A 14,203-nucleotide genomic window follows, 5' to 3' on the forward strand; every position below is an offset into this window, starting at 1 on the left:
TCGGCCCAGGACGGCCTTCACCGCGTTCCATAACCGGACAGATATGCAGGTAGCGATAGTATCGCAGACAGGACACGAAATGAATCCCACTGAATCGCAGCAAGGCGGCACGACCGAAACCGTCGTGCTGGACGCCCCCCAGGGGGGCAATGACAGCGTCTATGCGTCGCTGTGCAGCAAGATCAACCTGAAGCCCGTCGCCGAGGCACGGCCGCTGGTCGCCTTCCGCGACAGCGACATGCTGTCCGAGGCCTCAGCCGACGAGCGTATCGCGCGCGGCATGGGTGCGTTTCTCGATCTGATCAGCAAGGGCAGCAAGCCGGTCGACCGGCTCGACAAGTCGCTGCTCGATTTCCATATCGGCCAGATCGACCGCCAGATCAGCCGGCAGCTCGACGCAGTGATGCATACACCGGAATTCCAGGCGCTCGAAGGCCGCTGGCGTGGCCTCAAGATGCTCGTGAGCCGGACGGACTTCCGTCGGAACGCGCGCGTCGAAGTGCTCGACGTGTCGAAGGAAGCGCTGCAGCGCGATTTCGAGGATACGCCCGAGATCATCCAGAGCGGCCTGTACCGTCTGACCTATATCGAGGAATACGATACGCCGGGTGGTCAGCCGATCAGCGCGATGATCAGCGACTACGAGTTCACCAACTCGCCGCAGGACGTGGCGCTGCTGCGTAACGTCTCCAAGGTGGCCGCAGCCGCGCACATGCCGTTCGTCGGCTCAGTTGGCGCCGCGTTCTTCGGCAAGCAATCGATGGAAGAAGTGGCCGCGATCCAGGATATCGGCAACTACTTTGATCGCGCCGAGTACATCAAGTGGAAGAGCTTCCGTGACACCGATGACGCCCGCTACGTGGGCCTGACAATGCCGCGTGTGCTCGGTCGCCTGCCGTACGGCAAGGATACGACGCCGGTGCGTTCGTTCAACTATGAGGAAGCGGTCAAGGGTCCGGACCACGACAAATACCTGTGGGTCAACGCGTCGTTCGCCTTCGCGGCCAACATGACGCGCAGCTTTGTCAACAACGGCTGGTGCGTGCAGATCCGCGGCCCGCAGGCGGGCGGCAAGGTCGAGGACCTGCCGGTTCATCTGTACGACCTGGGCACCGGCGCGCAGCCGAAAATTCCGACCGAAGTGCTGATTCCCGAAACCCGCGAATTCGAGTTCGCCAACCTCGGCTTCATTCCGCTCTCGTTCTACAAGAACCACGACTTCGCGTGCTTCTTCTCGGCCAGCTCGGCGCAGAAACCGGCGCTGTACGAGACTAAGGAGGCGACCGCGAACAGCCGTATCAATGCGCGCCTGCCGTACATCTTCCTGCTCTCGCGCATTGCGCACTACCTGAAGCTGATCCAGCGCGAGAACATCGGCACGACCAAGGACCGGCGTCTGCTCGAACTTGAGCTGAACAGCTGGATCAAGGGCCTCGTGACCGAGATGAAGGATCCGGGTGACGAGTTGCAGTCGTCGCACCCGCTGCGTGAGGCGAAGGTCACGGTCGAGGACATCGAGGACAACCCGGGCTTCTTCCGCATCAAGCTCTTCATCATTCCGCACTTCCAGGTGGAAGGCATGGACATCGGCCTGTCGCTGGTATCGCAGATGCCGAAAGCCAAGAGCTGATCCGCATTATCTGATGTAACCCCGCCGGGGCGCTGAAACATGCGCCCCGGCGTTGTCCTTTGCGATATGACGTGTGTTCAAGGGGTCTTTAGAAAATGTCGATGGTTTTGCCTTCCCAGGCCTATGAGTTGAAACTGGCGCCGCACCCGGCGCCGTTCTCGATCCTGAAGTTCAGCGGGCGCGACGCGCTCAGCGAGCTTTACCGGTACGAGATCGAATTCACGAGCCCGATGGCCGGAATTCCGATGGATCAGGTGCTGGGGCGCCCCGCGAAGTTCATCATCGACCCGATCGACCCAAACATGGACTATCTGCGCAAGATGTTCGGCGAGAACGCTGGGCAGTTCAGCAAGATGCCGCCTGCACACACAGTCCACGGCATTATCACGAAGTTCGATGAACTCGGGACTTCGGCTGACGAGACGCGCTACAAGGTCGTGATGGAGCCGAAGCTCGCCGACCTCGATCGCGGTGTCACGAGCCGGCTGTTCCAGAAGCAGTCGGTCGAAGAAATCATTACCGATACGCTGCGCCACTATGGTTTCCGCGCGGGCGTCGATTTCGAGTTCAAGCTGCGTGCGAAATACAAGCGGCACGAGTACATCACACAGTGCGAGGAAACGACGTTTGCCTTCATCCAGCGGATCTGCGCGGAGGAAGGCATCTGGTTCCGCTTCGAGCAGAAGCGCGATCACGCCGTGATTGTCTTCGGCGACGATCTGGACGCGTATGCCCGCAATCAGCGCGTTGTGCCGTTCCGGCTACACTCGGGACTCGAAAGCGTCGGCGTAGATGCGATCAAGACACTTGAGCGATATACGCAGCGTGTCCCGGAAGCTGTCCGCCTGCACGACTATAACCACCGGCAGGCCGACGTGTCGTTGCTCGTCGAGGAAAACGCCGCACGCGGCGACAAGACGACCAACGCGGTTGACTATCGCTGGGGCGAACATTACGAGACGCCTGAAGAAGGGCGGCGCATTGCACGGCTGCGGCACGAAGCCTATCTCGCAACACAGGTCACCTACAAGGCAACGGGTAACGCATTCGCCATCGAGGCTGGCGAGGTCGTACGGCTCGACCAGAATCCGGTCGATGCGCCGCATGGGCTTTTTATCACGTCGGTGGAATCCAGCGGTGGCCGCAGCCAGTCCTACACCAATACGCTCACGGCGATCCCGGCCGACCGGGTGTGGCGCACGTCGCTCGATACGATCAAAAGACCGGTGATCGACGGTATCCTGCCGGCGCGTATTACGTCGCCGGGGAACTACAAATACGCGTACCTGACCGAGCAAGGCTGGTACGTGATCAAGCTGCCGTTTGATCTCGACGATTGGAGCCCAGGTGGCACAAGCCGGCCGGTGCGCCTCGCGAAGCCATACAGCGGCGACAATTACGGCCACCATTTTCCGCTGATCGATGGGGTGGAGGTAGCCATCATCCATACGGCGGGCGATCCAAATCGGCCCGTCATCATTGGTTCGATGCACGACAGTCTCCATCCCGACCTCGTCAATAACCTCAACAACACCCGGAACCTCATCGTGACCGCCGCGGGCAATACGCAGCGGATGGAGGACAAGGAAGGGATAGAGCACATCCACGTGATGACGCCGTTCCAGTCCAGCCAGCTGAACCTCGGGCACATGGTCGATACCGACGGCAAGGAACGGGGACAGGGCGCAGAACTCACCACTGACGGACATCTGGCGGCCAGGACGGCCAAAGGCATGCTGCTCAGTGCCGAAGCGCAGCCTGGTGCATCGGGCCAGCAGCTCGCAATGCCCAACGCGGATACCACCTTCCAGCAGGGCGAGGACATACTGCGCTCGCTCAATGAATCAGCGAGCGCCGCGAATGCGTGGCTGGCTGAGGTCGAACAGCAACGTACGCTTGTCGAACAGAAGCTCGCGAAACTCCAGAAGCCGGTGATCGTCGCGAGCGCTCCTGAGGGTATTGGACTGGCGAGCGGTCAGCACATGCAGCTGGCAGCCGCAAAGCAGATGTTCGTCACGGCCGGGGCAGGACTCGACATTGGCGTGCTCAAGCGCATCACGGTTGCGGCCGGCGACGCGATTTCGTTCTTTGCGGCAAAACTCGGCATTCGGCTGTTCTCGGTAAAAGGCAAGGTGCAGTTTCAGGCCCAGGGGGATGCAATGGAGTTGATGTCGCTCAAGGACATGGTGGTGAGCTCCTCCGACGGAGAAGTCATGATCACCGGGCGCAAGGGAGTGACGCTCGGCGATGGATCGGGGGCCTATATCAAGCTGGCAGGCGGCAAGATCACCCTTGGCAGTCCGGCGGGTGAAATCGAGTTGAGGGGCAATCTGACTATCAATGGTCCAGACGGTAGCAGTTTTGCATTTCCTCAGTGGTCTGATGCGCCGCTCAAAGATGTCCAGCAACATATCAAACCGGGATTTTCAGGCTAACTGGAAACTGACATGACGACACAATCAAATCCTGAACCCCCGATAATCAGCTTCTCCTTTCCGTTCCGCGACGCGAAGGGAAAGGAGATCGTTGACGAACACGTGTTCTACGACTGGCTTGCCAGCGAGGGAAGTGGCAGTTTCGCGATCACCGGTTCTGGCATGTGGCACGGCGGAATTCATGTATCGGCGGACGGCGCCGGGAAACAGATCGACCTCAGGCACGGTGCGCGGTGCATTGCGGTCGGCGAAGTGGTGGCCTATCGGATGAATCGCATTGCGCTGGCCAGCCAGATTGCGGCCGGCAACGGCAAGCCTGCCCAGACCGGCCACTACAGCTCGGCTTTCACGCTGGTGCGGCATACGCTCGAATATCCCGCGAACAACCGGCTGACTTTCTTCAGCCTGTACATGCATCTGCAAAGCCTGGCCGACTATCAGCAGAACTCGATGCCGGCACCGGCCTACTGGGCACGGTCCTGCGAGGTGACGCAGTACGCCTCGGACAGACCCAAAACTGACCCGCACCTGGGCCCAGCCCCGACTGGGCAGGTGGGGCTGAATATTCATGCCGAGGCGGGAAGCCGCACAATCCTTGGGATCCTGCCCCGAGGGGCGCGGGTTCGTATCGGTGAGCGCGACCGTACCGGCAAATGGGGAAGAATCGAAGCGATCGAATCAGGCACGCCGATACCGCCGCGCGTGGCCAGTGTTGTGCAGCCAGGTGCCGATAAGGGCTGGCTTTACCTCAGCAAGGAGCGTGGGCATGTGCTGCTTGCCGAGATCGTGTCGGACGCGCAGTGCGACCAGGTGGTGATACCGGGGAAACCGATCCCCGTCAACGCTGGCGATCTGATCGGCCACCTCGGGCAGTACTGGCTGCCGGACGATCCGGCACGGGACAACAGGATGGTCCACATTGAGGTGTTCTGCGGCGACGAACTAAGCAGCTTCCTGTCGGGAAGTCGCAAGGCCGCAAAGAAGATCACCGATTTCGACAGGCTTCCCCTGCTGCGGATCGGCAAGGGTGTGAAGCTCTTTGCGGGTCATTCGATCAATGAAGAAGGCGCAGATGCCCCCGAAACGTCCGTGCTCCAGATCTACAGTCAGGCCGCACTCGATGCGCTGCCAGCCGAGAGCAAGGGACCCAAGGACGATGCGTATGGAGACGGCGAACCGTGGTGGAAAGTGACAAGCGCCGACAGTCGTCATGCTGATATCAGCGGCTGGGTGCGCAATCGTCAGATGCCACCCAATGGTGGTGTCACGCGCGAATCACCGCATGGATGGAAAGACTTCGAGACAGTCACAGGTTCCGACGCCGGCAATCCGACGATGTTCAGCACGGTCGATGCGTGGCTGGATCATATGCTCCGTGAGGACAAGCCCGCGACCGGTGATGCCTCAAGGCTCAAGCCAGTGGCGTCCAGCGTGTATCGGGAACTGTCACCGATGCGCAACGAGCAGCAGGCAGCGGATGAGTTGCGCGCGCACAAGGACGACAAATGGTTACGCTTCCGTGCGTCGCGTCTGATCCCGAAACATCGTAGCGAATGGGCCAGCCAAAGCGAATACGAGACCTTCTTCGACAAGGTACTGAAACGGGTAGCGAAAGAACCGTATCACGACGCAGAGATCGAGCGCGTTAAAAAACTTGTTTGGTGGGACGATGTTAAGAATGCAGTAAAGGGGCCGTTTCCGTCGAGTTCGGACGTTTATCATGTCCACCCAATCTCACTTGTTGGGAATTTTTTATCTGGAGCGTGCTCGTGCGGAAAAGCCATAACCATGGAACAACTCCGAGCCATATTGCCGAGCGACGTCCTTCAGCATGGGCTATTTTATAAAGCCAATTTTGCTGGCGTTCGCAATTATTCCATTGAGAACTTTCTCTCTCTTTTGAATGAAAATATTCAAAAGCACGGGATCGTGAATTGCATCCATAAGGTCCATTTTCTTGCTCAATTTGCCCATGAATGCGATCAGCTACGAACAAACGAAGAATACCGAAATGGAGATGGATCCACCCCTGCGGGATGGAGTAATTACCGTGGCGGATCAAACTTCCATGGCAGAGGGTTGATTCAGCTAACCCATGACGATAACTACACCAAATACGGAAGCGCGGTTGGCAATCCTTCGATTGCGACAGATCCTGATATCGTAAGCCAGCAAGTAGCGCATACCGTGGAATCGGCATGCTGGTACTGGAGAAAGGGCAGCGCTTGGGGGGATATCAATCCAATGGCCGAACGAAGCGATTTTCTAAATGTAACGATCGCAGTTAACGGAGGATATAGACACGTGTTTGAAAGAAACTCGCTTCTTCTGAAGCTAGCTCCGCTCCTCAAGCTAGATGAGTGCCGTAAGGCGGTGAATGTCAAGCTTAAACACTTCGTATTCGCTGAGAGCGCCGTAGGTACCTCAAATTGGTACAACAATCATATATCCAAGGCGACAGAAGTCGAAGGTGCTTTAGCAGGTCTATAGATACCCACTAATGAGTGATGTCGCATGTTAAAATTCAATCTTCGCAGCTACTTTTATATATTAATTTTTACTCAGGTTGCATTTCTGTCCCTGCCCGCGCTATCCGCTGAGCTTATTGGGCAAACCATGTCCGGAGGCAATTTTACTCTGGAATTAAGTAGCGCTACTAAGCCCTCTAGTCCTGATGGGATTTGGGGACTCGCAACGGTGACCTACAAGGCCGGAAAGACGACGACTCCAGAAGTATATACATTTCCGGTTCAGGCCCCACCGGTCATAAAAAAAATTGCATTCGGATTATTGGCAATTTCCGAGAAAAATGGCGGCATGAATGGCTCGTATAATGTGACATTTCTTTATCCTGGTGACGAAGGCCTAACAACTATCGGCGGGGTCGAGTCTGATTTGGATAACGGAAAATATATTGAGATAAACCGGTTTTCACCGAAATGGATTAATAAATCCAGTGAAACTGAAATGGCGGATTTAATCCAATCAGTCTCAAAAAATAGATCAGGTTTCATTGGCTCAGATGGAAATCAAGCTCTTGACAACGCGATGATATTTTTCGCCATTCCCGATCTGATGAACGAGATTCGCAAACAGGATTCTCTATTTTCTCATAGCTATACAAGCCAACTAAGCAATGAAGTCAATTCGTCGATCGCGAACCTGATACGTCGAAAGTTCTTGGGGAAAAGCGTTAGTCTGTGCGGCGACGATCAGTTCGATGTGTTTGTCTGCAAACTTGACAAAAGGGTCATCTCTGTCTGTTCCGGAAATATGAACGGCGCTGCAGTTCTTGAGTATCGTGCCGGCTCCAATCGGAAAATTGAACTGTCTTTGTCCAAGCAGATAGATAGCAACTATGTTGCCAACAAAGAGGCCGAATCGTTTGAGAACGGTGGATACAAATACACCGTCAAATTTGGAAATGGCGGGGACACGAGCTCGACTGGTGTCATTGTTGAAAGAAAAGGAACGATTGTATCTAGCCAAAAATGCCAGCCTGAAATGATCGAACCGTACCTCATACCAAGAAAATAGAATAGATCATGTCAAATTTGATACTCGAAGGTGATTCGACCAGCCACGGCGGTAAGGTCATCTCTGGCTCGGACCGCATCCGGATTCGTGGTCGCCGTGCGGCCCGAAAAGGCGACCTCGTGTCGTGCCCCCTGCATGGCGACAACGAAATCATCGAAGGCAGTGATCGAATCAAAGATGGAGATGTTCCGCTTGCCCTGGACGGGCATCTCGCGCGGTGCGGATGCGTCCTGATCGCGTCGTCTGGGGCGGCGAGGATTCGCTGATGCCTGTTGACTTCGATGCACTTCCAGCACGGGGGGCCATTCCAGATGGGAGACAGGCAGTCGTACCCTGGCTGATCGCGGTGGTCATCATTGTCGCGGCCGGGGCTGCAACCAGTAGTGCGACATGGCCGGCGGGACGACCTACGCAGACTCCGTGGTTCTGGATTCGCATGTTCGGACTGCCACTGCTTGTTTGGTTGGGGCTGTATTTCGGCTGGGGATTTCTGGGGGCTCACCGCTTGCGCAATGCTTTGGCTGACAATGCAGCCATTGATCGCAAGGAAGCGCGCCTGCACGGCGATGCGAGCGTGCCGTTCGCGGTCATGGCGCAGTCCTGGCGCTTTTCGGGCGACGCTGGCCAAAACAGACTCGAAGACGCGATGAAGACCCGCGAGTCCACAGAAAATCCGGCTGGCTCGGGCGGGCTTGTCATTCCCGGTCGAGCGTTTTTCCGGGGCAACGAGGCCGACGAATTGCGTCGGCACGCAGTCGTGCTTGAATGGCTGCTCGTTGAACTGATCAGGCCGCTGATGGCCCCGCTGAAGGCCGCTCACGGCCTCACCGTCTGGTTGTGTCTCGATTCGGATCTGACCGCGGATGTTGCAAAGACGGTCATTACCCGAGCGTGGGCAACGCTCGGGCTGAGGTACGCAGAGAAAGTCCAGTTGCTGGAGCCGATGTCGCTTTATTCGCTTGATGCCTGGTTCGACATGGGAGCGCGCAATGCGCGTCATCTTGCGATCGCGGTGCAACTGAGAGGCGCCATTAGTGGCGGCATTCAGGCTGGACAGGCGGAAGCCGGCGCGGCAGTTCTGCTGACCGGCACGTCGGCCGAATCACCGGATTCGGGGGTACCAGTCCGCGTACACCGGCCCTCCAGGGGCACTGCCGGATCACTCGATGAAGTGGTTGCGAATGCATTGCGCTGGGGACATTGCGCTGAAGGCGGTATCGATACCGTCTGGAATCCGGGATTGGTTGAGCCGCTCGCGGCCGCATTGAGGAGTCTCGATGGTTCCGTGAATGAAGCGCCGGCCGTAGAGCTGGTTCGAACCATCGGCGATGCGGGTGTTGCCACCCCGTGGCTTGCACTGGCACTTGCCGCTGCAAACGCGCAGGAAAGCGTGAGCCCACAACTGATTCTGGATCAACAGGGCGGCGAATTAGTCGCAATGATATGTCGAAAGAAGACTTGAACGAAAAGGCTTCCGCAAGGGTGCTGATCTATCTGGGATGTGCGCTGGCAGCGCTGTTTGCTGGCGTCTGGTTGTGGTTATTGAATGAAGGCCCGCAGCGAGGCTGGCTTGCCGACAACCGGAGCGTTGTAGGCGTTACGCTCGTCGCCGGATGGTTCGCGTGCATGCTCATGGCCGCACTCTACGAGCGCGGCATTCGCCAGTGGGCAGCGGATTCGCGCGTCGCACGGGCGTTCGAGCAGAGCCGCCAGAAAAAACAGCAAACCGCCAGACCCGCAGACGGGCAACACTCCTTTGCATTCTCCGTTTTGCAACTTCGCGACTTTCTTCGGGAACGTCACGGTTGGTGCTGGCGTTATCGCGACCGCTGGTTGCTCGTCGCAGGCGACGAACCGCTCGTCAGGCGTCTTGTGCCCGGGCTCGCGGACACCGGCTACGCGATCACCGGCGATACCGTGCTGCTGTACGCGAAGCAGACCACCGACAAGCTCGATGCCGAATGGCTCGACCAGATCCGCCGTCTGCGCCGGCGACGCCCTGCCGACGCGATCGTAGCCGTGACGCGCAACCGGAGCTCAGCCAACACGCCGTTCGACGCGGAGGGCACCGCACAGCGGCTCGCACGTCACGCGCGCGCGCTACGCTGGGCGGCGCCCGCGTATCTGCTGAACGTCACCGACTTTGGCAACGAACCGTTTGGCCCCGACGAAGCGATCGGCTTCACCTGGTCGAACGGGCGCATCCGTCCCGACGAGATCGACGCCTCACTGGAGGGGCTCTCCGGCAATCTCGCCGATGCTGGCGTCGTGCGCCTGAGCCGGGATCCGAACGACCGGTACCCGGCCGAGCTGTCGCGACACATTTCGGAACTCCGCACAGCATTGTCGGACCTGGTCGTGCAGACCGGCCACTCACGTCTGTGGCGCAATGCGGTCCACGGCCTGCTGTTTGCGCCACTGTTCAAGGAGCGGGAACTGACCGCCCCCGCTCCAGACTCCGAAGACGGCGAACCACTACCTCCGCAGCAACGCACGATCTGGCAAACGGTCGCCGACCATAGCCGCAAGATCCACGGCCGTCGCGTCGGCTTCTCGCTGTCGACCATGGCGGCATGGGTAACGACGGCGCTCATCGGATGCTGGATCGCTGGCACGATGCTGTCGGGCTTCACCAACCGGTCGACGATCCAGACAGCGGCTGGCACGATAACAAAATTGTCGACCGTACAGGACCACGCGCAGGCGGCGCTCGCACTCGACAGCCTGGACAAACAGCTCGATACGCTTGAAGTCCGTCAGCACGATGGCGCACCTTGGACTACACGCTTCGGCCTGAACCGCGACGGTGAACTGTTGACCGCCGCCTGGCCCGGCTACGAAAACGCCGTCAGCCGCACCCTCGTCGCACCGATCCGTCTGAAACTGGAGGAGCGCCTGCACCAGCTCGCCTCGCTCTCGGATGCGGAAATCGCCAGCGGCGGCAACGCGCAGGTCCAGGCCGCGTACGACACACTCAAGACCTACCTGATGCTCGCGAGGCCGGATCGGGCGGTTGCCTCATTCCTGACGCCGCAGCTGATTGCCACGGCCGTGCCAGCGCGCCCGGCCAGTTCCCCGCTGACACCCGGCACGTGGGAAGACCTGCGCCAGCATGCAATCGCGTTCTTTGCGAGTCACCTGGGGCGCCGTGGATCCGCCGGGGACTCGTCGCTCGCGATCGTTCCGGATGGCGCACTGGTGGCCACGGCGCGTCAGACCATTATCGGCGTGCGCGGCATCCAGAACTCGACTGACGCGATCTACCAGCAGATCCTCGACGACGCGAAGCCGAAATATCCGCCTGTGTCGCTCGCGACGCTGCTCGGCGATACGAGCAGCAAGGGGCTTTTCAATACCGCGGTGACCGTACCGGGCGTGTTCACGCGCACTGCGTGGGACGAGCGGATCTCGAAAGCCATCGACGACGCGAGCGAGCAGCGCAACGTGACCGGCGACTGGGTGCTCTCAGACGTCCACGCGAGCGCGCCGTCGACCGGCTCGCTGAAAGCCGAACTGCGTCAGCGCTATTTTGACGACTACGCGCGGGCCTGGGAGCTGTTTCTCAACAGCCTGCGCTGGCAACCCGCCCCGACGTTGTCAGGCACGGTTGACCAGCTGACGCTGCTTAGCGATCCGCAGCGCTCGCCGCTTGTTGCCCTGATGAACGCAGTGGTTTATCAGGCAGGCGCGGGCACCGCGACGCAATCGCTGTCCGATACGCTGATCAGCAAGGCGCAGCAACTTGTCGGCGCCGACGAGAAAGATCCGTCGAAGCAGACCCAGCCGCAACTGGCACCGCTGGCCGCGGCCTTCGGACCGGTCCTGCGCCTGACGGGCAGCGACCTGGCTTCCCTGGCTTCGGGCGCGCCCGCAGACACGAAGGCCGCCACCCGGCTGGCGGCCACGGGCGACCTGAGCCTCGCGCGTTATCTCGAACGGGTGAGCGCGATGCGGCTGAAGGCGCAGCAGATGGTCGACAGTGCCGACACGGACGCGATGGCCCGCTCGGCCGCACAATCCGTGCTGCAGGGCAAGACGTCTGATATCGCCGACAGCCGGGATTACGCGGGCCGTCTGGCTGCGAGCCTCGGCGAGCAATGGGCAGGCTTCGGCGATCTCTTTCAGGCACCGCTCGACCAGACCTGGCAGGTCGTGGTGCAGCCGGCCGCAGCGAGCCTGAACGACATCTGGCGCACGGCGATTGTCGCGGACTGGAACCGGACGTTCGGCGGCCGCTATCCGTTCGCCGATTCGGATAACGATGCTTCCCTGCCCGAGATGGCGCGCTTCATGCGCCCGGACAGCGGCGTCATCACCGGGTTCGTCACGACGCAACTGGCCGGTATCGTCGAGCGTCAGGGCGACCGATGGGTCGCCGCCCAGGGGGCTGATCATGGCACGAGCCACGGCGCGCTCACACTCGATCCGGACTTCCTCACGGACCTGAACAGGCTCACCCGCGTGGCGACCGTGCTGTTTCCATCGGGCGACGCGCATGTGCGCTATGAGCTACGCGCGGTGCCGACACCAGGCGTGACTGACATGAAGTTCGTGCTGTCGGGCCGCGAGCTGCACTACTTCAACCAGAAGGAAGAGTGGACGCCGTTTATCTGGCCCGGCGACTCGCTGGAGAATCTCTCGCATATCGAGTGGCAGACCGAGCAGGGCGGGTTGCGCTCGGGGCTCGACGCTCAGGGCAGGTTCGGGCTGATCCGGCTGCTTGAGCACGCGAAGGTGTCGCCGCAGGACAGCGCGCGCTATCTGTTGACATGGACGCCGGACCAGAGCCAGGGCATTCCGCTGCGTGTACAGCTTCGCAGCGAGGCTGGAGCGGGGCCGCTCGACGTGCTCGAATTGCGCCACTTCACGCTGCCGCCGCGGATTTTCGTGACCAGCGCAGGGAAAGGCGGACCGAAGCTCTCGGCCGTCAATCCGCCGCCCCTGCCGCCGTCGGCAATCGCAGCAGCGAAACACGCTGCGATGCCGCTGCCGCATGGCGCGATGCCGGAGGTCGAATAAATGCTCTCCGGTCTGCTCAAAACCCTGTTCCCTTCGCGTGATGCGGAGCAACTGGTGCGCGCGCGTCTCGATGCGTGGGACGCCTGGCTACACCCGTTACCAGGCGACCACGGTGTGGGCCGCGATCCGGGCTACGAGGATGCGTTCTTCGAACTGAAGGACGAGGCGAACAGGCTCTCCGGCATTGACGACGGCCTGATCGTGCGCTCCTGCGAGCAGCTCACGAAGGAAACCGGCAAGGATCTGCGGGTGGTGGGGCATTACGCGTTCGCGCGACTGCGCCAGGATGGGACGGCTGGCTTCGCGGACGGTCTGGAGCTTGCGGCCGCGCTGGTGGAGCGGTTCGGCGAGGCGCTGCTGCCCGCACGCGCCGAGGCGAAGAAGGGCGCGCTCGATATGCTGGCCACCACCCGAATGATCGATCTGCTTGAGAGCCGCGGCGAGTTCGCGCCGGCCGATCTCGAACGTGCGATCGCCGCGCTCGATCTGCTTGTGACCCGCACCGGGGTGTGGCCGGAAGCGGCCCGTCCGAACCTGCGCCCCCTCGTGTCCCGTTTCGAGCGCAGCGACGATCCGGCACGCAGCGCGGAACCCGACTCGACCGCGCCCTCCGCTGTGGCAGGTTCCACTTCAACATCCAGCGCGATCGGCTCCACACGCGATCTGCTTGACCAGGCGCGCACGATGGCGACGTGGCTGCGTGATCAGGAAAATGGCTACCTGCCGTCCGTGCGGCTCGTGCGCAGCATCCGCTGGGACACGCTGCACGAGGTGCCGCCAGCGGATGCGAGCGCACGTACACGCCTCGTGCCGCCGCGCGGCGAGCTTCGCCAGCAGATGAAACGGCTCGTGCTGCAGAAGCAGTGGCACGAACTGCTGGAACGCGTCGAAGGGGCGTACATGGAGGGCGTGAACCACCTCTGGTTCGACCTGCAGTACTTCCAGCACGTCGCGCTCGACCACGTCGGTGCGCCCTACAGCACGTGGCGGGAACTGCTGCGCGCCGACTTCGCGCTGTTCCTCGAAAGGTTGCCCGGTATCGAGCGGCTCGCGTTCAACGACGGCACGCCGTTCGCCGACGACGCGACGCTCGAATGGATCGCCCGCCACGCGGTCGTGCGCGACCTCGAAGCGGGAGAGAGCGTTGCGCCACTGCCTGTTTCGGCAGACAGCGACGACGGCGCCGCCGGTGACTGGCCCGAGATCGAAGCGCAGGCACGCGACATGGTGGCCGGCGACGGTATCGAGGCAGCCTTCGCATGGCTCGACGCACTGCCCGGCATCCGGACGGAACGCCAGCGCTACCTGCAGCGGCTCGTGATGGCGCGACTCGCCGATCACGCGGGCCGTGCGGAGACGGCGATGGCGCTGCTGACCGAACTCGATGCTGCTGCCCGCTCGTTGCCGCTGATGCGCTGGGAGCCGGCGCTCATCTTCGAGGTCAAGCACCAGTTGATGCGTGCGCTGAAAGCGGCAAGCAGCCGCAAGGACGCGGACAAGCCGGCGCTCGCGCACCGCATCGGTCAGTTGCGCGACGAGCTGACTGTGCTCGACCCGTCCCGTGCGCTGACGCTGTCATAAG

The 14,203-nt window shown here is 60.6% G+C and carries 8 protein-coding genes; all 8 read left to right on the forward strand.

What is annotated here, in order from left to right; translation table 11 throughout:
* Nucleotides 1-79 precede the first annotated feature (79 nt).
* Nucleotides 80-1,630 carry a type VI secretion system contractile sheath large subunit gene (gene tssC / locus HDG34_RS04190; RefSeq protein WP_184057943.1) on the forward strand — a complete coding sequence of 517 codons (1,551 nt, stop codon included), beginning with the start codon at nt 80-82 and terminating at the stop codon, nt 1,628-1,630.
* Nucleotides 1,631-1,725: 95 nt separating this feature from the next.
* A complete protein-coding gene (locus HDG34_RS04195; RefSeq protein ID WP_184057945.1) occupies nt 1,726-4,065 on the forward strand; it encodes a type VI secretion system Vgr family protein in 2,340 nt (779 codons plus the stop codon).
* 12 nt (nt 4,066-4,077) lie between these two features.
* Nucleotides 4,078-6,555, forward strand: coding sequence for a glycoside hydrolase family 19 protein (locus tag HDG34_RS04200; RefSeq protein ID WP_184057947.1), 2,478 nt, complete (start codon nt 4,078-4,080; stop codon nt 6,553-6,555).
* 24 nt (nt 6,556-6,579) lie between these two features.
* Nucleotides 6,580-7,602 (forward strand): hypothetical protein, encoded by a 1,023-nt coding sequence (locus HDG34_RS04205; protein ID WP_184057949.1) that lies wholly within the window; start codon nt 6,580-6,582, stop codon nt 7,600-7,602.
* A gap of 8 nt (nt 7,603-7,610) precedes the next feature.
* Nucleotides 7,611-7,868 (forward strand): PAAR domain-containing protein, encoded by a 258-nt coding sequence (locus tag HDG34_RS04210; RefSeq protein ID WP_184057951.1) that lies wholly within the window; start codon nt 7,611-7,613, stop codon nt 7,866-7,868.
* Complete coding sequence (locus HDG34_RS04215; protein ID WP_184057953.1) at nt 7,868-9,064, forward strand: hypothetical protein; 1,197 nt, start codon at nt 7,868-7,870, stop codon at nt 9,062-9,064. The genes HDG34_RS04210 and HDG34_RS04215 overlap by 1 nt, the downstream gene beginning before the upstream one ends.
* Nucleotides 9,061-12,621: an ImcF-related family protein gene (locus HDG34_RS04220; RefSeq protein ID WP_260331785.1), complete on the forward strand. Its 3,561-nt coding sequence runs from the start codon at nt 9,061-9,063 to the stop codon at nt 12,619-12,621. Before HDG34_RS04215 ends, HDG34_RS04220 begins: the two co-directional genes overlap by 4 nt.
* Complete coding sequence (gene tssA, locus HDG34_RS04225; protein WP_184057957.1) at nt 12,622-14,202, forward strand: type VI secretion system protein TssA; 1,581 nt, start codon at nt 12,622-12,624, stop codon at nt 14,200-14,202.
* Nucleotide 14,203: the final 1 nt, after the last annotated feature.

The organism is Paraburkholderia sp. HC6.4b (genome assembly GCF_014200875.1).
GTDB classification, from domain to species: Bacteria; Pseudomonadota; Gammaproteobacteria; order Burkholderiales; family Burkholderiaceae; genus Paraburkholderia; species Paraburkholderia tuberum.